The 19,425-nt window shown below is 62.3% G+C and carries 19 protein-coding genes; 13 read left to right on the top strand and 6 right to left on the bottom strand.

What is annotated here, in order from left to right; genetic code table 11:
- Nucleotides 1-4 precede the first annotated feature (4 nt).
- Entirely contained in the window at nt 5-697 is a 693-nt protein-coding gene (locus U9R80_RS24260; RefSeq protein WP_301839967.1) for a DNA-3-methyladenine glycosylase, read from the bottom strand.
- Nucleotides 698-914: 217 nt separating this feature from the next.
- Between U9R80_RS24260 and U9R80_RS24255 the strand changes: the two genes are divergently transcribed.
- The 13 genes from U9R80_RS24255 (at nt 915) to U9R80_RS24195 (ending at nt 13,238) form a co-directional block, all read left to right on the top strand.
- Nucleotides 915-2,186 carry a glutamate-5-semialdehyde dehydrogenase gene (locus U9R80_RS24255; protein WP_105642175.1) on the top strand — a complete coding sequence of 424 codons (1,272 nt, stop codon included), beginning with the start codon at nt 915-917 and terminating at the stop codon, nt 2,184-2,186.
- Between the two features lie 37 nt (nt 2,187-2,223).
- Nucleotides 2,224-2,874, top strand: a complete 651-nt coding sequence (gene nadD / locus U9R80_RS24250; protein WP_301840129.1) for a nicotinate-nucleotide adenylyltransferase — start codon at nt 2,224-2,226, stop codon at nt 2,872-2,874.
- Between the two features lie 46 nt (nt 2,875-2,920).
- Nucleotides 2,921-3,349 carry a ribosome silencing factor gene (gene rsfS / locus U9R80_RS24245; protein WP_028944408.1) on the top strand — a complete coding sequence of 143 codons (429 nt, stop codon included), beginning with the start codon at nt 2,921-2,923 and terminating at the stop codon, nt 3,347-3,349.
- 9 nt (nt 3,350-3,358) lie between these two features.
- Nucleotides 3,359-3,826, top strand: a complete 468-nt coding sequence (gene rlmH, locus U9R80_RS24240; RefSeq protein WP_010222895.1) for a 23S rRNA (pseudouridine(1915)-N(3))-methyltransferase RlmH — start codon at nt 3,359-3,361, stop codon at nt 3,824-3,826.
- 16 nt (nt 3,827-3,842) lie between these two features.
- Nucleotides 3,843-5,732, top strand: a complete 1,890-nt coding sequence (mrdA, locus tag U9R80_RS24235) for a penicillin-binding protein 2 (RefSeq protein ID WP_301839968.1) — start codon at nt 3,843-3,845, stop codon at nt 5,730-5,732.
- Between the two features lie 38 nt (nt 5,733-5,770).
- Nucleotides 5,771-6,874, top strand: coding sequence for a rod shape-determining protein RodA (gene rodA / locus U9R80_RS24230; RefSeq protein ID WP_301840131.1), 1,104 nt, complete (start codon nt 5,771-5,773; stop codon nt 6,872-6,874).
- A gap of 17 nt (nt 6,875-6,891) precedes the next feature.
- Entirely contained in the window at nt 6,892-7,902 is a 1,011-nt protein-coding gene (gene mltB, locus U9R80_RS24225; protein WP_301839969.1) for a lytic murein transglycosylase B, read from the top strand.
- The gene (locus U9R80_RS24220; RefSeq protein WP_301839970.1) at nt 7,902-8,897 is read left to right on the top strand and encodes a septal ring lytic transglycosylase RlpA family protein; all 996 of its coding nucleotides are present in this window, start codon (nt 7,902-7,904) and stop codon (nt 8,895-8,897) included. The genes mltB and U9R80_RS24220 overlap by 1 nt, the downstream gene beginning before the upstream one ends.
- Before the next feature lie 134 nt (nt 8,898-9,031).
- Nucleotides 9,032-10,192: a D-alanyl-D-alanine carboxypeptidase family protein gene (locus U9R80_RS24215; protein WP_301839971.1), complete on the top strand. Its 1,161-nt coding sequence runs from the start codon at nt 9,032-9,034 to the stop codon at nt 10,190-10,192.
- A gap of 76 nt (nt 10,193-10,268) precedes the next feature.
- A complete protein-coding gene (locus U9R80_RS24210) occupies nt 10,269-10,544 on the top strand; it encodes a DUF493 domain-containing protein (RefSeq protein WP_028944402.1) in 276 nt (91 codons plus the stop codon).
- Nucleotides 10,544-11,191, top strand: coding sequence for a lipoyl(octanoyl) transferase LipB (gene lipB / locus U9R80_RS24205; RefSeq protein ID WP_301839974.1), 648 nt, complete (start codon nt 10,544-10,546; stop codon nt 11,189-11,191). Before U9R80_RS24210 ends, lipB begins: the two co-directional genes overlap by 1 nt.
- 2 nt (nt 11,192-11,193) lie before the next feature.
- Nucleotides 11,194-12,192 carry a lipoyl synthase gene (gene lipA, locus U9R80_RS24200; protein ID WP_028944400.1) on the top strand — a complete coding sequence of 333 codons (999 nt, stop codon included), beginning with the start codon at nt 11,194-11,196 and terminating at the stop codon, nt 12,190-12,192.
- A gap of 86 nt (nt 12,193-12,278) precedes the next feature.
- A complete protein-coding gene (locus tag U9R80_RS24195; RefSeq protein WP_301839975.1) occupies nt 12,279-13,238 on the top strand; it encodes a S66 peptidase family protein in 960 nt (319 codons plus the stop codon).
- A gap of 30 nt (nt 13,239-13,268) precedes the next feature.
- On the opposite strand, the gene U9R80_RS24190 is transcribed toward U9R80_RS24195, so the two are convergent.
- The 5 genes from U9R80_RS24190 to leuS form a co-directional block, all read right to left on the bottom strand.
- On the bottom strand, nt 13,269-14,585 hold the full coding sequence (locus U9R80_RS24190) for a lytic murein transglycosylase (protein ID WP_301839976.1): 1,317 nt from the start codon (nt 14,583-14,585) through the stop codon (nt 13,269-13,271).
- A 61-nt stretch (nt 14,586-14,646) separates the two neighbouring features.
- Nucleotides 14,647-14,811 (bottom strand): alternative ribosome rescue factor ArfA, encoded by a 165-nt coding sequence (arfA, locus tag U9R80_RS24185; protein ID WP_028944397.1) that lies wholly within the window; start codon nt 14,809-14,811, stop codon nt 14,647-14,649.
- A gap of 86 nt (nt 14,812-14,897) precedes the next feature.
- Nucleotides 14,898-15,935 (bottom strand): DNA polymerase III subunit delta, encoded by a 1,038-nt coding sequence (gene holA / locus U9R80_RS24180; protein WP_301839978.1) that lies wholly within the window; start codon nt 15,933-15,935, stop codon nt 14,898-14,900.
- 36 nt (nt 15,936-15,971) lie between these two features.
- Nucleotides 15,972-16,580: an LPS-assembly lipoprotein LptE gene (locus U9R80_RS24175; protein WP_301839980.1), complete on the bottom strand. Its 609-nt coding sequence runs from the start codon at nt 16,578-16,580 to the stop codon at nt 15,972-15,974.
- A gap of 65 nt (nt 16,581-16,645) precedes the next feature.
- Nucleotides 16,646-19,252 (bottom strand): leucine--tRNA ligase, encoded by a 2,607-nt coding sequence (leuS, locus tag U9R80_RS24170; RefSeq protein WP_301839982.1) that lies wholly within the window; start codon nt 19,250-19,252, stop codon nt 16,646-16,648.
- Nucleotides 19,253-19,425 lie beyond the last annotated feature (173 nt).

Below are 19,425 nucleotides of genomic sequence, written 5' to 3'. Positions count from 1 at the left end.
CGTGTCAGTTTCCTTGTGTCAGTAAGAAGTAGTCCCGGCCTTCGACTTGGCCCCGACGCAGCGGGTTCCGTGTGCAATGACGGGCAAATTCGGCATCGACGAATCGGTAGGGCAGATGTTCATCGCGGCCGAGGGGAATGCCCAGGCGGGTGCTCTGAATAATGTGTTTCACATTGATACCGCAGTCTTCGACGAACAAGCGCTCCGGGTCGAAGCGCTTGGCGTCCCATTGCGGCACTTTCAGGCCCAGGGCCTTGCACAGCAGGGTCTGGCCGGCGCACAGGCGCTCAATGGCGCGTGGTTGACCGCTGGCGTCGGGGTTGTTCAGTTGCATCTGCGCCAGGCTGTTGTCACCGCTGATGGCGTCGACGAAAGGGAAGGCCGATTTGATCAATACCGCGTTGCCTGGGCCGTGGGCGCTGAAGTTCAGCGAGTCGCCACCGCGGGCGTAATACATGTAGATATGCCCGCCATCGAGAAACAGTGCCTTGCGTTTTTCCGTGTAGCCGAGGGAGGCGTGGCTGCCCTTGTCGCTGCAGTAGTAGGCCTCGGTCTCGATGATCCGCGCCGACAGCCAGTAGGGGCCGTGGCGATGGCGGATGATCTTGCCCAGCAGCGACTGGGCCAGTTCCTGGGCGTCACGGTCGAAGAAGCTGTCGGGCAGGGCCTTTGAGGGGCAGGGGGCGGAGTCGGGCATGCTGGTGGTTCGGTGGAAGACGAGGGCAGGATAATAGCATCGCGGCCTGTAGGAGCGGGCTTGCCCCGCGGTTGGGCGTACCAGATAGCCCCCAATCGCGGGGCAAGCCCGCTCCTGCTGAGTACTGTTTTTGACCATCCGCCTGTCACTGCTGGGCGCGGGGCGGCGCGACAGTTATAATCATCCGATTTTCCCCTTCGCCAAGACCACTGAGCCCATGACTGAGTCCGTTCTTGACTACATGACCCGCCTGGGTCGCGCCGCCCGTGAGGCTGCGCGCGTTATTGCCCGTGCCAGCACCGCGCAGAAGAACCGCGCGCTGCAAGCGGCTGCCAATGCCCTGGATGCCGCCCGCGACGAGTTGTCCGCCGCCAATGAGCTGGACCTGGCCGCCGGTCGAGCCAATGGCCTGGAACCGGCCATGCTCGAGCGTCTGGCGCTGACCCCTGCGCGTATCGACGGCATGATCGTCGGCCTGCGCCAGGTAGCCAGCCTGCCGGACCCGGTCGGTGCGATCCGTGACATGAGCTATCGGCCGTCCGGTATCCAGGTCGGCAAGATGCGCGTACCGCTGGGCGTGATCGGGATCATCTACGAGTCCCGGCCGAACGTGACCATCGACGCCGCCAGCCTGTGTCTCAAGTCCGGCAACGCCACCATCCTGCGTGGCGGGTCCGAGGCCATTCATTCCAATCGTGCCATTGCCGCCTGCATTCAGCGCGGTCTGGCCGAGGCCGGCCTGCCATCTGCCGTGGTGCAGGTGGTCGAGACTACTGATCGCGAAGCGGTCGGCGCCTTGATCAGCATGCCCGAGTATGTGGATGTGATCGTGCCGCGTGGCGGCAAGGGCCTCATCGAACGTATCAGCCGCGATGCGCGGGTGCCGGTAATCAAGCACCTGGATGGCATCTGCCATGTGTATGTGGCCGAACATGCCGAGCTGGACAAGGCTCGACGTATCGCCTTCAACGCCAAGACCTATCGCTATGGCATCTGCGGTGCGATGGAAACCCTGTTGGTCGATCAGTCGGTCGCTGCCGAGTTCTTGCCGGAAATGGCTCGTCAATTTCGGGAAAAAGGCGTCGAACTGCGCGGTTGTGTGCGGACTTGCAGCATCATTGATGCCGTGCCGGCGACCGAGGAAGACTGGAACACCGAATACCTGGCGGCCATCCTCTCGATCCGCGTGGTCGAGGGACTGGACCAGGCCATCGAACACATCAACCACTACGGGTCGCACCATACCGACTCGATCGTCACCGAGCACCAGGGCCAGGCCCGGCGTTTCACGGCCGAGGTCGATTCGTCCTCGGTCATGATCAACACCCCGACCTGCTTTGCCGACGGCTTCGAGTATGGCCTGGGTGCGGAGATCGGTATTTCCACCGACAAGCTGCACGCCCGTGGCCCGGTCGGCCTGGAAGGCTTGACCTGTGAAAAGTACGTGGTGATCGGCGACGGTCAACTGCGTGGACAGGAGTCGATCTGACTTGGCCGAGCGCAAACCGCTCGCCCATGTCTCGACGATGTCGCTCGCCCGGCGCATCGGCGTGCTCGGCGGGACATTCGACCCGGTTCACATCGGCCACCTGCGCAGCGCGCTAGAGGTGGCCGAAGTGTTGGCGCTGGACGAGCTGCGGCTGATGCCCAACGCCCGCCCACCCCACCGCGATACCCCACAGGTATCGGCCGAGGATCGCCTGGCGATGGTTCGCTGTGCGGTCGAAGGGGTGCCAACGCTGACGGTCGATGCTCGCGAGCTGCTGCGCGATACGCCGTCGTACACCATTGAAACGCTGGAACTGATGCGCGCCGAAATGGCCGCCTCGGATCAACTGTTTCTGCTGCTGGGCTGGGACGCGTTCTGCGGCTTGCCCAGTTGGCACCGTTGGGAAGAATTGCTGCAACACTGCCACATCCTGGTGCTGCAACGCCCGGATGCCGACGTCGAGCCACCGGATGCCCTGCGCAATCTGTTGGCCGCACGCTCAGTCAGTGATCCGCAGGCCCTGGTTGGGCCGGCGGGACATATTGCATTCGTCTGGCAGACCCCGCTTGCGGTGTCAGCCACGCAGATCCGACAACTGCTGGCCAGCGGCAAGTCGGTGCGGTTTCTGGTGCCGGACGCAGTACTGGCCTACATCGATGCGCACAACCTCTACCGTGCGCCGAACTGAGGGTGCTGTGAAGCGCCCCCTACATTACGAGTTGAATGAGTTTTTTATGACCAAGCAAAAACACAGTGCCATCAGTGCCGAAGAACTGGTCGAACTGACCAAGGTCGCCCTGTCCGACGTCAAGGCCCAGGACATCCAGGTGATCGACGTGCGAGAAAAGCACAGCCTGACCGACTACATGATCATCGCCACCGGTACCTCCAACCGCCAGATCAGCGCCATGCTGGAAAAGGTCCGTGAAGCGGTCAAGGCCAAGGGCGTGCAGCCGTTGGGCGAAGAAGGCAAGGGCGACAGCGACTGGGTTCTGCTGGACCTGAACGACGTCATCGTGCACATGATGACTGCCGCTGCCCGCCAGTTCTACGACCTGGAGCGCCTGTGGATGGGTGCCGAGCAGAGCCGCGCCGCCGATGGCAAGCACCACAGCCCGGACAACACCCACGCCTACTCCGAAAACCTCAAAGACCGGGAATAAGGAAGCGTCGTGCGTCTGCGTCTGATCGCGGTCGGCTCGCGCATGCCCAAGTGGGTGGAGGACGGTTGGCATGAGTATGCCAAGCGCCTGCCCTCGGAGCTTTCGCTGGAGCTGGTGGAGATACCGCTCAATACCCGGGGCAAGAATGCCGATGTCGCCCGCCTGATTCGTCAGGAGGGCGAGGCCATGCTCGCCAAGGTCCAGCCAGGGGAACGGATTGTCACCCTGGAGGTCCATGGCAAGCCCTGGAGTACCGAGCAACTGGCGGTCGAACTGGATCGCTGGCGGCTGGACTCGCGTACCGTGAACTTCATGGTCGGCGGCCCGGAAGGGCTGGCGCCGGAAGTCTGCGCGCGCGCCGAGCAGCGCTGGTCGCTGTCGCCCCTGACCCTGCCGCACCCATTGGTAAGGATACTGATCGGCGAACAGCTGTACCGCGCCTGGACCGTGTTGTCCGGGCACCCTTACCACAAATGAACCTGTAAGCCTTTCAATGACGCAGCCGATTCGCCTCAAGGATCACGAGAAAGACGCCCGTTTGGTGCGCAGTCGCGTCGTGGTCGGTGCCGTGGCGATCATCCTGCTGATCTGCGTCCTGATCGCGCGCCTGTATTACCTGCAGGTGATCCAGTACGAGTATCACTCGACGCTGTCGGAGAACAACCGGGTGCATGTGCAGCCGATTCCTCCGACCCGCGGGCTGATCTTCGATCGCAACGGCGTGATCATCGCCGACAACCGCCCAAGCTTCAGCCTGAGCATGACCCGGGAGCGTTCCGGCGATTGGCAGCAAGTGCTGGACGTGATCGTTGAAGTACTGGAGCTGACGCCCGACGACCGAACCCTGTTCGAGAAGCGCATGCGCCAGGGGCGCCGGCCGTTCGAGCCGGTGCCGATTCTGTTCGAGCTGACTGAAGAACAGATCGCGCGTATCGCCGTGAACCAGTTCCGTCTGCCCGGTGTAGAGGTGGTCGCCCAATTGGTGCGGCATTACCCGCAGGGCGCGCACTTCGCGCACTCGGTGGGGTATGTCGGGCGAATCAACGAGAAAGAGCTCAAGACCCTCGATCCGGTCAACTACAGCGGCACTCACCATATCGGCAAGACCGGTATCGAGCGCTTCTATGAGCCGGAATTGCACGGCCAGGTGGGCTATGAAGAGGTCGAGACCAACGCCCGTGGCAGGGTGTTGCGGGTACTCAAGCGCACTGACCCGATCCCCGGCAAGGACATTGTCCTGAGCCTGGACATCAAGTTGCAGGAAGCCGCTGAAGCCGCGCTGGCCGGGCGTCGAGGTGCAATCGTCGCGCTCGACCCGAACACCGGTGAAGTGCTGGCGATGGTCAGCCAGCCAAGTTTCGACCCGAACCTGTTCGTGACCGGTATCAGCTTCAAGGCCTATGCCGAGCTGCGTGATTCCATCGACCGGCCACTGTTCAACCGCGTGCTGCGCGGGCTGTATCCACCGGGCTCGACGATCAAGCCGGCGGTAGCCATTGCCGGCCTGGATAGCGGCGTGGTGACAGCTTCGAGCCGGGTGTTCGACCCCGGTTACTACCAATTGCCCAATTACGATCACAAGTACCGTAACTGGAACCGTAGCGGTGACGGCTGGGTCGACCTGGACATGGCGATCATGCGCTCCAACGACACCTACTTTTACGACCTGGCCCACAAGATGGGCATCGACCGCTTGTCCACCTACATGAACCGTTTTGGTATCGGTCGCAAGGTGTCGTTGGACATGTTTGAAGAGTCCCCCGGTCTGATGCCGTCGCGCGAATGGAAGCGTGCCACCCGCCGCCAGGCCTGGTTCCCCGGCGAAACCCTGATCCTCGGTATCGGCCAGGGCTACATGCAGGCCACGCCGTTGCAGCTGGCGCAGGCCACCGCCCTGATTGCCAACAAGGGCAAGTGGAACCGTCCGCACCTTGCCAAGACCATCGAAGGCTTGCCGCCTGTGGATGAAAACCCCATCGAGGATATCGTGCTGCGCGACAAGTCCGACTGGAACAAGGTCACCCACGGCATGGAGCAGGTGATGCACGGTGCCAGGGGTACAGCGCGCAAGGCGTCGATCGGTGCGCAGTACCGGATCGCCGGCAAGAGTGGTACTGCCCAGGTGGTAGCGATCAAGCAGGGCGAGAAGTACGACCGCAACAAGTTGCAGGAGCGCCATCGCGACCACGCTTTGTTTGTCGGATTTGCCCCGGCGGACAACCCCAAGATCGTGGTGTCGGTGATGGTCGAGAACGGTGAGTCCGGTTCCGGCGTTGCGGCGCCCGTGGTGCGTCAGGTCATGGACGCCTGGCTGCTGGGCCCCGATGGCCGCCTCAAGCCTGAATTCGCCAACCCGTCCATTGCCCAGGAATCGGCCCCGTGAAGAGTAATTTCGATCGCATGCTCTCCAGCGAGGATGTGATGCGTCGTCGCGCCAGCTTCCTGCAGCGCATTCATATCGATGGTCCCTTGCTGATCCTGCTGCTGACCCTTGCGGCCGGCAGCCTGTTCGTCCTCTATTCGGCCAGTGGCAAGAACTGGGACCTGCTGCTCAAGCAGGCCAGCTCTTTCGGCATCGGCCTGGTGTCGATGTTCGTCATTGCCCAGCTGGAACCGCGCTTCATGGCCCGCTGGGTGCCGTTGGCCTATATCTGCGGGGTGATTCTGCTGGTGGTGGTGGACGTCATGGGCCACAACGCCATGGGCGCCACGCGCTGGATCAACATCCCCGGGGTGATCCGCTTCCAGCCGTCGGAGTTCATGAAGATCATCATGCCGGCGACCATCGCCTGGTACCTGGCCAAGCGCTCGCTGCCGCCGCACCTCAAGCACGTGATGATCAGCCTGATCATGATCGGCGTGCCGTTCATTCTTATCGTCCGTCAGCCCGACCTGGGGACAGCCTTGCTGATCCTGGCGTCTGGCGCCTTCGTATTGTTCATGGGCGGGCTGCGCTGGCGCTGGATCATCAGCGTAATCGCCGCTGCAGTACCGGTGGCGGTGGCCATGTGGTTCTTCGTCATGCACGACTACCAGAAGCAGCGTGTACTGACCTTCCTCGACCCTGAGAGTGACCCGTTGGGCACCGGCTGGAACATCATCCAGTCCAAGGCCGCCATCGGCTCCGGCGGCGTGTTCGGCAAGGGCTGGTTGCTGGGTACCCAGTCGCACCTGGACTTCCTGCCGGAAAGCCACACCGACTTCATCATTGCGGTGCTGGGCGAGGAGTTCGGCCTGGTCGGCATCTGCGCGCTGTTGTTGATCTATCTGCTGCTGATCGGTCGCGGCCTGGTGATTACCGCCCAGGCCCAGACGCTCTATGGCAAGTTGCTGGCCGGCAGCCTGACCATGACCTTCTTTGTTTATGTGTTCGTCAATATCGGTATGGTCAGCGGCTTGTTGCCCGTGGTGGGTGTGCCGCTGCCCTTCATTAGTTATGGCGGAACTTCGTTAGTGACGCTGCTGTCAGCGTTTGGGGTTTTAATGTCGATCCACACGCACCGCAAATGGATTGCACAGGTTTGAATAAGGTGAAGAATTACATGCAATTTATGCGTGGCTGGGCCGCTCGTTGCGCGCCCTGGGTTGGCCTGTTCGGCCTGCTCGGTGGAGCACAGCAGGCGACCGCCGGGGACTATGACGGCTCACCGCAGGTGGCCGAGTTCGTCGGCGAGATGACCCGCGACTATGGTTTTGCCGGCGAACAATTGATGGATGTGTTTCGCGATGTTCAGCGCAAACAGTCGATCCTCGACGCCATTTCCCGGCCCGCCGAGCGGGTCAAACCCTGGAAGGATTATCGTCCGATGTTCCTCACCGACGCCCGGGTGGCACGCGGTGTGGACTTCTGGCGCCAGCACGAGGCCACTCTGGCGCGCGCCGAGAAAGAGTACGGTGTACCGGCCCAGGTGATCGTGTCGATCATCGGCGTCGAAACCTTCTTCGGCCGTAACACCGGCAATTACCGGGTGATCGACGCGCTGTCGACCCTGGGCTTCGATTACCCGCCGCGCAGCGAGTTTTTCCGCAAGGAACTGCGCGAGTTCCTGCTGCTGTCCCGCGAAGAGCAGGTCGATCCGCTGACCCTCAAGGGTTCCTATGCCGGCGCCATGGGCCTGCCGCAGTTCATGCCGAGCAGCTTTCGCGCCTACGCCGTGGACTTTGACGGCGATGGCCACATCAATATCTGGAACAACCCGGACGATGCCATCGGCAGTGTCGCCAGCTACTTCAAGCGTCACGGTTGGGTAGCGGGTGAGCAGGTGGTCAGCCGTGCCTCGGTCAGCGGCGAGCGTGTCGACGAGGGCCTGAGCCCCGGTATAGACGCGGTCAAGACGGTCGGGGAGTTGCGGGTACTGGGCTGGTCGAGTCATGATGCGCTGCGCGATGATCTGCCGGTCACCGCCTTTCGGCTCGAAGGTGACAACGGCCCTGAATACTGGCTGGGCCTGAAGAATTTCTACGCGATCACTCGCTACAACCGCAGCGTGATGTACGCCATGGCGGTACATCAGCTATCGGACCTGCTGGTTCAAGCACGGGGCGCCAAGTAATGCGCGTAATGTTTTCTGAAACCTCTCTGAAACTGATCGGCTGCGCGGCCCTGGGCCTGTTGCTGGCCAGTTGCTCTTCGAGCAAGCCGGCGCCGCAAGGCCCTACGGTGGTGAAGGCCAAGCCCGGCCTGGACATCAACCGTGCCCACAAGGATGGCGCGCCGTGGTGGGACGTCGATGTGTCGAAGATCCCTGACGCCACGCCGACTGTGCACACTGGCAACTACAAGGCCAACCCCTACACGGTGCTGGGCAAGACCTACTTCCCGATCCAGGAGTCGCGCAATTACCGCGCCGAGGGTACGGCGTCCTGGTACGGCACCAAGTTCCACGGCCAGAACACCGCCAACGGTGAGGTCTATGACCTCTATGGCATGAGTGCTGCGCACAAGACCCTGCCGCTGCCGGCCTACGTCAAGGTCACCAACCTGGACAACCAGCGCAGCGTGATCCTGCGGGTCAACGACCGTGGGCCGTTCTACTCCGACCGCATCATCGACCTGTCCTATGCGGCAGCGAAGAAGCTCGGCTATGCCGAAACCGGCACCGCGCGCGTGCGTGTCGAGGGTATCGATCCCAAGCAATGGTGGGCCCAGCGCGGTCAGCCGGCGCCGATGGTGCTCAATCAGCCCCAGGTCGCCCAGACCCAGACACTGCCTGTCAGCACCGGTGCGGTCGAGCAATGGACCCCGCCACCGCAGCAACATGCCGCCGCGGTTGTGCCGCTCCAGGTCGCCAGTAACAGTGCCCAGGCCGCCAATGGTCTTTACTTGCAGGTCGGCGCCTTTGCCAACCCGGACGCCGCCGAGCTGCTGCGCTCCAAGTTGAGCAGCATGGTCAGTGCCCCGGTCTTCATCAGTTCGGTGGTGCGTAACCAGCAAACCCTGCACCGGGTACGCCTGGGGCCGATCAACAGCCAGGGCGAAGCCCAACAAATGCAGGACAGTGTGCGTCTGGCCAATCTGGGCCAGCCCAAAGTTGTGACGGCAGACTGACCGGGGGGACTGGTCGGTTTGTCATGCAAGCGGGCCTGACCGCCATGTACAATGGCGGTTTTGCTCGCAAGGCCCAGCGCCTGAAGACGTTTTGCCCATAAGGGCATGAGCCCATTAGCCATTTCGAGAGACGGATGAACATAACCAGCTTTGCCAAACGCCTTTGCCTGCTTGTACCGCTGATGATCACCCCTGCTGCGTTTGCAGCAGAGCAGATGATGCCGTCGCCGCCGCAACTGGCAGCCAAGTCCTACGTGCTCATGGAAGCTTCCAGCGGTAATGTCCTGGTCGAGAACAATGGTGACGAGCGTTTGCCGCCGGCCAGTCTGACCAAGCTGATGACCGCCTACATCGCGACCCTGGATATCCGTCGCGGGCAGATCGGTGAAAACGATCCGGTCACCGTCAGCGAAAACGCCTGGCGTACCGGCGGTTCGCGTATGTTCATCAAGGTCGGCACCCAGGTCAGCGTCAGCGACCTGCTGCACGGCATCATCATCCAGTCGGGCAACGACGCCAGTGTCGCCCTGGCCGAGCACATCGCCGGCAGCGAAGACGCGTTCGCCGACATGATGAACAAGACCGCCGCTGACCTGGGCATGACCAACAGCCACTTCATGAACCCGACCGGCCTGCCGAACCCCGAGCATTACTCGTCGGCTCACGACATGGCCGTGCTGGCCCGCGCGATCATCCACGAAGACCCGGCTCACTATGCGATCTACTCGCAGAAGGAGTTCTTCTGGAACAACATCAAGCAGCCAAACCGCAACCTCCTGCTGTGGCGCGACAAGACCGTCGATGGCCTGAAAACCGGCCACACCGACGAAGCCGGCTACTGCATGGTGTCCTCGGCCGTACGTGATGGCATGCGCCTGATCGCCGTGGTCTTCGGTACCAACAGCGAGCAGTCCCGTGCCGCCGAAACCCAGAAGCTGCTGACCTACGGTTTCCGCTTCTTTGAAACCCAGACCTTCTACCAGAAGGGTACCGAGCTGGCCCAGTCACCGGTCTGGAAGGGCACCACCAGCCAGGTCAAGGCCGGTCTGGCCAACGACCTGAGCATGACTTTGCCTAAAGGCCAATTGAAACGCCTGGCCGCAAGCATGACCATGAACCCACAGCTGATGGCGCCGATCGCCAAAGGTGACGTGATTGGTAAAGTGGAAGTCAAACTGGATGACAAAGTGGTTCACAGCGCTGACCTGATCGCGCTGGAGCCTGTGGAGGAAGGTGGTTTCTTCCGTCGAGTCTGGGATAGCATTCGGCTATTCTTCTACGGGTTGTTCAACTGATATCGTGACCTGCCACGCCCCCGCCTGCACATGCGGGGGCGTTGTTGTTGCCACGGCTTACGAGGCCGTTACCGCCATGACCGAACCAGACGTCAAGTCGCACAAAATCGAATTCCCCTGCGCTGATTATCCGATCAAGGTAATCGGCGACACCGTGGTCAATTTCAAGGACACGGTGATCGAGATCCTCAAGAAATACGCTGAAGTCGATCTCAAGACCCTGGCCGAGCGCCAGAGCAAGGAAGGCAAGTACACCACCGTGCAATTGCACATCGTCGCCACCGGTGAAGACCAGCTGCACAACATCAACAGTGCCCTGCGTGCTACCGGAATCGTGAAAATGGTGCTGTGATGCCGGCGAGCCTCGGCTTTCGTGAACTCGGATTACTGCCTTACGAGCCTGTGCTTGAGGCCATGCGTCGGTTCACCGACCAGCGCGGCCCTGAAACAGGCGACGAAATCTGGCTGGTGGAGCACCCGGCGGTGTTCACCCAGGGCCAGGCGGGCAAGGCCGAGCATCTGTTGATACCGGGTGACATCCCGGTGGTGCAGACCGATCGCGGAGGCCAGGTGACCTATCACGGTCCGGGCCAGTTGGTGGCCTACCTATTGCTGGACGTACGCCGACTCGGTTTCGGTGTGCGCGATCTGGTCAGCCGCATGGAGCGCTGCCTGATCGAATTGCTCGCCAGTTACAACGTCGAGGCGGCGGCCAAGGCCGATGCGCCGGGCGTCTATGTCGATGGGGCAAAAATCGCCTCCCTCGGCTTGCGGATTCGCAATGGCTGTTCCTTCCATGGCCTTGCCCTGAACGTGGACATGGACCTTGCGCCATTCCGCCGGATTAACCCCTGCGGGTATGCGGGGCTGGCCATGACCCAGCTGAGCGACCAGGCAGGCCCGATCGAACTCTCTGAGGTAAGGGCAAGGCTGCGCGGGCAGCTGGTCAAGCACCTCGACTATGCTGAGCAGACGACCCTTACGGGCGGAATCTTCTGAATATGACTACTGTTGTGCAAGAACCAGTGCAAACCGTGACACCGGCGCCACGCCCCAAGGTCGAAGCCGGCGTAAAGCTGCGTGGCGCAGAGAAAGTTGCGCGTATCCCGGTAAAGATCATCCCCACCGACGAGCTGCCGAAAAAGCCTGACTGGATTCGCGTGCGTATTCCGGTTTCGCCGGAAGTCGACCGTATCAAGCAACTGCTGCGTAAACACAAGCTGCACAGTGTGTGTGAAGAGGCATCCTGCCCGAACCTGGGCGAGTGCTTCTCCGGTGGTACTGCGACGTTCATGATCATGGGTGACATCTGCACCCGTCGTTGCCCGTTCTGTGACGTCGGCCATGGCCGCCCGAAACCACTGGACGTCGACGAGCCGAAGAACCTGGCAGTTGCCATTGCCGACCTGCGCTTGAAGTACGTGGTGATTACCTCGGTAGACCGCGACGACCTGCGTGACGGCGGTGCCCAGCACTTTGCCGACTGCATCCGCGAGATCCGCGCCTTGTCGCCGGGCGTACAGCTCGAGACCCTGGTACCGGATTACCGTGGTCGCATGGACGTAGCGTTGGCGATCACCGCCGAAACGCCACCGGATGTGTTCAACCACAACCTTGAAACCGTCCCGCGCCTGTACAAGGCTGCGCGTCCGGGCTCCGACTACCAGTGGTCGCTGACCCTGCTGCAGAAGTTCAAGGAACTGGTGCCGCACGTACCGACCAAGTCCGGCCTGATGCTGGGCCTGGGCGAGACCGACGAAGAAGTGATCGAAGTGATGCATCGCATGCGCGAGCACAACATCGACATGCTGACCCTGGGCCAGTACCTGCAGCCATCGCGCAGCCACTTGCCGGTGCAGCGTTTCGTGCACCCGGACACCTTCGCCTGGTTCGCCGAGGAAGGCTACAAGATGGGCTTCAAGAACGTCGCTTCCGGCCCATTGGTGCGTTCTTCGTATCACGCCGACCAGCAGGCGCATGAGGCCAAGATCAAGCTTTGATCGAAGGCTGGTACCTGAATGCCGATGTTCGCTGACCAGCGACATCGGCATTTTTGTTTGCCCGGTCCTTACAAGGAGACGTCTGGATGAATCTGCCGATCGACTATCAGCACGAAGCAGCGGCCTGCAGCCCGCTGTTGCCCAAGGCACTGCCCGACAACGGCCGTATCGCCATCATCGCACCGGCCGGGCCTGCCCAGCTGGATACGCTCAAGGCCCTCCAGTGGTTCACGGATCGCGGTTACCAGTGCCGGGTCTATCCGGGGGTAACGGAAGCCGAGGGGTATCTGGCCGGAAGTGATGCGCGACGTCTGGCCGACCTGCATGCAGCGTTTGCTGCCACGGATATCGACGCCATCATCTGCCTGCGAGGGGGGTATGGCAGCATGCGCCTGCTCGATGGCATCGACTATGAGCTGTTGCGTCGTCATCCCAAGCCGCTGGTGGGCTACAGCGATATCACCGCCTTGCACAGCGCCATCGCCCGGCATTCCGGTTTCGTGACCTTCCATGGCGCGATGCTCAAGTCCGAGCTACTGGCCAACAAGCAGGAACCCACCGTGGCGTCGCTGTTTGAGCTGCTCAGGGGCCGTCTCGGGCGGGGTGACACCTTGGAGCACCCGCAGGCCTACCCATTGACTACGATCGTTTCTGGTGCCGCCTCAGGCCGTTTGACCGGCGGTAACCTGGCGATGCTGTGCGCCACCTTGAACACCCCTGCAGAAGTGCACTGCCAGGGCGGCATCCTGTTCATCGAGGACGTCAACGAACCGCTGTACCGCATCGACCGCCTGCTGACCCAGTTGCGCCTGGCCGGTAAGTTCGAGGGGCTTCGTGGTGTACTGGTGGGTGACTTTGCAGGTCTGGAGCTGGCGCAGCTCGCGCCGATTTTCAGGCAGATGTTCGAGCCCTTGCACATTCCGGTGCTGGCCGGATGGCGTAGCGGACACTGTGATCCCAACCTGACGTTGCCCCTGGGTGCTCAGGTACATCTGGACGCTGACCGTCATCGACTGCTGTTGCAGCAGGATTTGTTCGCGCAATAAAAAACGCCCCGTTGAAGGGGCGTTTTTCGTTCAGCGCTGGCGCAGGCTTTCCAGCAACTTGTGGGTCGGGTAGCCATCGGCGGGCCAGCCCTGTGCCTGTTGCGCACTACGGATCGCCTTGCGGGTGTTGGCGCCGATAATGCCGTCGGCAGCACCGGCGTCGTAGTTCTTGGCGCTGAGCAGGGTTTGCAGCTCCACGCGCTCGCTGCGGCTGAGCGGCAGATCATCCTTCGGCCAGCTGCCGGCGATATAGCCCGAGCCAGTGAAGCGCTGGCTCAGCAGGCCAACCGCCATCGCGTAGGACGAGGAGTTGTTGTACTTGAGAATGGCGCGGAAGTTGTCCAGCACCAAAAATGCCGGGCCGCGATAGCCCGCGGGCAGCAGTAGGGCGGCGGAGAGCTGTTCGCTGCCGCCAGGCAGGCGTACGCCGGCCGGCAGTTTCAGGCCCAGTTGCATCCACTCGGCCACGCTCTTGCGCTGGGCGCCATCGGCGAGCCAGTAGTCGAAGCCGGTAGGCAATTGCACCTCAAAACCCCAAGGCTCCCCGCGTTTCCAGCCGGAGCTCTGCAGGTAATGGGCGGTAGACGCCAGTGCATCGGCAGAACTGTTCCAGATATCCCGGCGGCCATCGCCGTCGAAATCCACCGCATGGGTGTTGTAGGTGGTGGGGATGAACTGGGTCTGGCCCATGGCACCCGCCCAGGAACCGCGCATGGCATCAGGCTGGATATCGCCGTTTTGCAGAATCTGCAGGGCGGCGATCAACTGGGCCTGGGCAAAGGCCGGACGGCGGCCTTCGTAGGCCAGGGTAGCCAGGGAGCGGATGACGGACTTGCTACCCTGGAACTGGCCGAAGTTGCTTTCCATGCCCCAGACCGAGACCAGCACATCGCGGTCGACGCCGTAGCGTTGTTCGATCTGGCCGAGCAGGACGGCGTGTTTTTCCAGCAGGGCTTTACCGTTGCGCACGCGCAGCGGCGACAGGGCGCCGTCGAGGTATTCCCACACCGGGCGAGTGAACTCCGGCTGGCTGCGGTCGGCCTTGACCACGTCCATATCGGGCGTGACGCCAAGGAAAGCGCTATCGAAGGTGGTGGGCTTGATGCCTGCTTGCAGGGCTTGCTGACGGAAGCCTGCCTGCCATTGGGCAAAGGTTTGCAGCGGTTGGATTTCGCTGCTGGTGTCGACTGCCGGGTTCGGCACGGTCACGACCGGAGCAGGCTGGGCGGGCGCCAGCGGCAGTGCATCGGCGGCGGTGGGTTTTTCCGCGCAGGCGACAAGGAAGATGAGGCTGGAGGCGGCAATCAGTTGGCGAGGCTGCCAACGACGGGAAAGACAAAGGGGCATGCACAGGTCCAGGTATTTCAGGTCAGGTGCCGACCATATCATGCCTGCTGAAATCTTGCCTTTATGCGGCCAAAAAGTAAGAAGCCTCCCAATCTCTCGATTGGAAGGCTTCGCGGCGGTAGCTGCCTTTGCCTTTGCCGGGTTGTTCCTGGCGGCAGCGGAACAGCGGTTGGGCGATGAGTGATTTGGCCTTGTTGGGCCGGGCTTTTGTGGGTTTTTTGCTCATGGGAGGATGACCTCTGGGTGGGTTGTGGCGCGAATATAGGATTGAACGCATCGCGGGGCAAGCCCGTTCCTACCGAGCGGATGGGGTCACTCGGCAGGCAATGTCAGCCGCTGCCCCGCCATCAACAGCGAAAGCCGCGCCAGGCTGGTCCAGGGCGAGCCCTGGGCCTGGCCTTTGATTTGTGCGTCGATGCGCTGGGCATCTTGCAGCAGTTGGCTCCAGCGCTGCGCCGAAAGACGCTGCAGGGCCTTGCTCATCAGCGGCTTGCGCTTGTCCCAGACCGGTGGTCGTGCCTGGCTGAACGCTTTGTCCAGCGGCACGCCCTGGCTGAATTGCTGGGCCAGGCTCGCCAGCAGGCGTAACTCACGGGCCAGGGCCCAGAGGATCACCGGCGGCTCGACGCCTTCGCCGCGCAAGCCTTCGAGCATGCGCAGGGCATGAGCGGCCTCGCCGTTGAGGATCGCATCGACCAGGCCGAAGACATCGAAGCGGGCGCTGTCGGCCACGGCAGCCTGCACGGTTTCGACAGTGATCTGATTGCCTTCTGCCAGCAGCTTGAGCTTTTCGATTTCCTGGGCGGCGGCAAGCAAGTTGCCTTCGACCCGGGCAGCGATCAGATCAACGGCATCACGCTGGGCCGACAGTCCTGCCTGGGACAGGCGCTGGTTGATCCACTGCGGCAGTTGCTGGGCATCGACCGGCCAGATCTGTATGAACTGGACCTGTGAGCCTTCAATCAGTGCTTTGCCCCATTTGGTCTTCTGCGCACTGCCGTCGAGCTTGGGCAGGCTGATCAGCAGCAGGGTGTCTTCGGCAGGCCGGGAGCAGTATTCGATCAGGGCTGCCGCGCCCTTGTCGCCTGGCTTCCCCGAGGGCAGGCGCAGTTCCAGCAGGCGGCGCTGGGCGAACAGGGAGAGGCTGGCACCGGCCTGGAGCAGGGTGCCCCAGTCGAAGTTGGCGTCGGCACTGAACACCTGGCGCTCGTCGAAGCCTTGCTGGCGTGCCGCGCCGCGAATGGCGTCGGCAGCTTCCTGGCACAGCAACGGGTCGTCGCCACTGATCACGTAGACCGGTGCGAGCGGGCTTTGCAGGTGCTTGTTGAGCTGGGCGGGGGAGAGTTTCATGGTCGCAGGCGGGGCACCGAAGTGCCCCGTTCAGGCTCAGTTCATCGGCAGTTGCAGGGGCGACTGCTGAGGCGTCTCTTCCTGGGCGCGGCGGGCCGCTTCCATGGCGTCGGCTTCGGCCTTGGCACGTTCGTCGGCTTTTTGCTGCAGCACCTCGAGTTGGGCCGGGGTCAGCAGTTGCAGGCGAACCAGCATGTTCTGCACCAGTTCGCGGCGCATTTCCTGGCGAGCCTGGGTGGCTTCCTGCTGGGAGCCGGTGATGTTGTTGCCGTCGTGCACGTAGATCTTGCGCACTTCGAGCTTGTCGTTAAGCAGGTTGGTGTCGTTGTGACCATCGATGGAGTAGCTCAGCACGGTGGTCAGCTCGTATTCAGCCGAGCGACCGGAGCCGCCAGCGTAGGAGGCTGCGCGTTGAGATTCCTGTTCGTTGGTCAGGATCAGTTTGTACGGTGCGCCCGCGTGTACGTTGACGCCGCTGTTCTGCAGGGCCTGGCGCAGTTGGACCACGGTGTCGCCGTAGGCGTTGCGTGCGCTCAGGTCCAATTCATTGAATGCCAGTTCGGTCTGGCCGGTGCCGCGCAGCTGGAAACCGCAGGCGCTGAGCATGACGGCCAGGCCGATCACCAGCAGATTGCGTTTGATCATCTTGTAGCTCCCTCTTGGGCCGATTCTGTGTACGGGCCCGCCGTTCAGGCGGGCCCGTAGTCCTGTCAGTTGGCGACGATGTTGACCAGCTTGCCCGGTACCACGATGACCTTGCGGATGCTCAGGCCTTCGGTGAAGCGCAGCACGTTCTCGTTGCTGCGGGCGGCGGCTTCGATGTCTTCACGGCTGGCGCCGGCCGGCATTTCGATCTGTCCGCGCAGCTTGCCATTGACCTGGATGACCAGAACGATGCTGTCCTGGACCAGGGCGCTTTCGTCCAGCGTCGGCCAGGCGGCATCGATCACGGCATCCTGGTGACCCAGGCGCTGCCACAGCTCATGGCTGATGTGCGGGGTGATCGGCGCCAGCAGCAGGGCGACGGTTTCCAGGCCTTCCTGCAGCAGGGCGCGGTCTTGCTCGGTCGCTTGTGGTGCTTTTTCCAGCACGTTCATCACGGTCATCACCTGGGCGATGGCGGTGTTGAACTTGTGGTGCTGGCCGACATCGATGCTGGCCTGTTTGATGGCAGCGTGGATGGCGCGGCGGATCACCTTCTGGGCGTCGTCCAGGACCGCGACGTCGAGCTTGCCTGGCAAGCCCTGGGCCACGTGGGCCTGGGCCAGGCGCCAGACACGGCGCAGGAAGCGGTTGGCGCCTTCAACGCCGGAGTCGGACCACTCCAGGCTCATGTCGGGCGGCGATGCAAACATCATGAACAGACGGCAGGTGTCGGCGCCGTAGGCATCGATCATGGCCTGTGGGTCAACGCCGTTGTTCTTGGACTTGGACATCTTCTCGGTGCCGCCGATCTCGACCGGCAGGCCGTCGGTTTTCAGGCGGGCGCCGATGATCTTGGCCTTGGCATCACGTTCGATTTCGACGTCGGCCGGGTTGAACCAGTCCTTGCCGCCATTGCTGGCCACACGGTAGTAGGTTTCGGCGACGACCATGCCCTGGGTCAGCAGGTTCTTGAACGGCTCGTTGGAGGTGACCAGGCCTTCGTCGCGCATCAGCTTGTGGAAGAAGCGCGCGTAGAGCAGGTGCAGGATGGCGTGTTCGATACCGCCAATGTACTGGTCTACCGGCAGCCAGTGGTTGGCAGCCTTTGGATCGACCATGCCGCCTTCGTAGTTTGGCGAGGCGTAGCGGGCGAAGTACCAGGACGACTCGACGAACGTGTCCATGGTGTCGGTTTCGCGCTTGGCTGCCGTGCCGCATTTAGGGCAGGTGCACTCGTAGAACTCAGGCATGCGAGCCAGTGGCGAACCTGCGCCATCCGGTACCACGTTTTCAGGCAGGGTGACGGGCAACTGGTCTTCAGGGACCGGCACATCGCCGCAGGACGGGCAGTGGATGATCGGGATCGGGCAGCCCCAGTAGCGCTGGCGGCTGATGCCCCAGTCGCGCAGGCGGAACTGGGTGCGCGACTTGCCGAGTTCTTTCTTGATCAGTGCCACTTCGATGGCATCGAAGGCGCCTGGGAAGTCCAGGCCATCGAACTCGCCGGAGTTGATCAGCGGGCCGTGTTCGCCACAGGCAGCATCCCACTCGGCAGCCACGTCATCGCCCAGGGAGGTGCGAACGACGGCCTTGAACGGCAGGTTGTACTTCTTGGCGAACTCGAAATCACGCTCGTCATGGGCCGGAACGGCCATGACCGCGCCGTCGCCGTAGTGCATCAGGACATAGTTGGCGACCCACACCGGCAGTTTTTCACCGGTCAGCGGGTGCTCGACGAACAGCGAGGTGGCCAGGCCCTTTTTCTCCTGGGTGGCGACGTCGGCTTCGGCGACGCTGCCGCTCTTGCATTCGTCGATGAACGCTTGCAGCTCAGGGTTGCCCTGGGCTGCCTGGGTGGCCAGCGGGTGCTCGGCTGCAACGGCCACGTAGGTCGCGCCCATCAGGGTGTCGGGACGGGTAGTGAAGACCTTCAGCGCCCCGGCGTGGCCGATGCTGGCCTGGTCGTAGGGGAACTGCACTTCCATGCCGCGGGACTTGCCGATCCAGTTGCGCTGCATGGTCTTGACCTGTTCAGGCCAGCCCGGCAGCTCGTCGAGGCTTTCCAGCAGCTCGTCGGCGTAGTCGGTGATCTTGAAGTAGTACATCGGAATTTCACGCTTTTCGATCAGCGCGCCCGAACGCCAGCCACGGCCGTCGATGACCTGCTCGTTGGCCAGTACGGTCTGGTCGGCCGGGTCCCAGTTCACGGTACCGTTCTTGCGGTAGATCACGCCCTTTTCAAACAGGCGGGTGAACAGCCACTGTTCCCAGCGGTAGTAATCCGGCTTGCAGGTGGTGACTTCACGGGACCAGTCGAAGGCAAGGCCCAGGCTCTTGAGCTGGGTCTTCATGTAGTCGATGTTCTCGTACGTCCACTTGGCCGGCGCGACGTTGTTCTTCATCGCGGCGTTTTCGGCCGGCATCCCGAAGGCGTCCCAACCCATTGGTTGCATGACGTTTTTGCCCAGCATGCGGTGGTAGCGGGCAATCACGTCACCGATGGTGTAGTTGCGCACGTGGCCCATATGTAGCTTGCCGCTCGGGTACGGGAACATCGATAGGCAGTAGTACGTCTCCTTGCCTTCCTGTTCACTGACTTCAAAAGACTTTCGCTCGTCCCAAAACGATTGGGCGGCGGCTTCGATTTCGCGGGGCTGATAGAGTTCGTGCATGGCTACTTTGCGCTGAGAAATGGGAGACCTTATCCAGGCAGCGATAAAAACGCTGCATCGGCAATCCGGTGTCAAAAGGGTGAACGCCCTAGCATACATGAGCGCTGTCCACCGAGGGAAACCCTGATTGCACAGCCTGCGGCGCAGCGGGCCGTTGGTCGCGGCGCCCTGCT

This window comes from Pseudomonas sp. JQ170C, from assembly GCF_035581345.1.
GTDB lineage: Bacteria > Pseudomonadota > Gammaproteobacteria > Pseudomonadales > Pseudomonadaceae > Aquipseudomonas.
This window is presented reverse-complemented; position numbering and strand designations above follow the sequence as displayed.

Coding starts and splice junctions, on each gene's coding strand:
- rodA (WP_301840131.1), top strand. CDS start 5,771: ATGCGTCGTCGCGCCAGCTTCCTGCAGCGCATTCATATCGATGGTCCC.
- U9R80_RS24175 (WP_301839980.1), bottom strand. CDS start 16,580: ATGATCAAACGCAATCTGCTGGTGATCGGCCTGGCCGTCATGCTCAGC.
- mltB (WP_301839969.1), top strand. CDS start 6,892: ATGCAATTTATGCGTGGCTGGGCCGCTCGTTGCGCGCCCTGGGTTGGC.
- U9R80_RS24190 (WP_301839976.1), bottom strand. CDS start 14,585: ATGCCCCTTTGTCTTTCCCGTCGTTGGCAGCCTCGCCAACTGATTGCC.
- rsfS (WP_028944408.1), top strand. CDS start 2,921: ATGACCAAGCAAAAACACAGTGCCATCAGTGCCGAAGAACTGGTCGAA.
- U9R80_RS24210 (WP_028944402.1), top strand. CDS start 10,269: ATGACCGAACCAGACGTCAAGTCGCACAAAATCGAATTCCCCTGCGCT.
- U9R80_RS24260 (WP_301839967.1), bottom strand. CDS start 697: ATGCCCGACTCCGCCCCCTGCCCCTCAAAGGCCCTGCCCGACAGCTTC.
- lipA (WP_028944400.1), top strand. CDS start 11,194: ATGACTACTGTTGTGCAAGAACCAGTGCAAACCGTGACACCGGCGCCA.
- holA (WP_301839978.1), bottom strand. CDS start 15,935: ATGAAACTCTCCCCCGCCCAGCTCAACAAGCACCTGCAAAGCCCGCTC.
- U9R80_RS24255 (WP_105642175.1), top strand. CDS start 915: ATGACTGAGTCCGTTCTTGACTACATGACCCGCCTGGGTCGCGCCGCC.
- nadD (WP_301840129.1), top strand. CDS start 2,224: ATGTCGCTCGCCCGGCGCATCGGCGTGCTCGGCGGGACATTCGACCCG.
- lipB (WP_301839974.1), top strand. CDS start 10,544: ATGCCGGCGAGCCTCGGCTTTCGTGAACTCGGATTACTGCCTTACGAG.
- U9R80_RS24195 (WP_301839975.1), top strand. CDS start 12,279: ATGAATCTGCCGATCGACTATCAGCACGAAGCAGCGGCCTGCAGCCCG.
- mrdA (WP_301839968.1), top strand. CDS start 3,843: ATGACGCAGCCGATTCGCCTCAAGGATCACGAGAAAGACGCCCGTTTG.
- arfA (WP_028944397.1), bottom strand. CDS start 14,811: ATGAGCAAAAAACCCACAAAAGCCCGGCCCAACAAGGCCAAATCACTC.
- U9R80_RS24215 (WP_301839971.1), top strand. CDS start 9,032: ATGAACATAACCAGCTTTGCCAAACGCCTTTGCCTGCTTGTACCGCTG.
- U9R80_RS24220 (WP_301839970.1), top strand. CDS start 7,902: ATGCGCGTAATGTTTTCTGAAACCTCTCTGAAACTGATCGGCTGCGCG.
- leuS (WP_301839982.1), bottom strand. CDS start 19,252: ATGCACGAACTCTATCAGCCCCGCGAAATCGAAGCCGCCGCCCAATCG.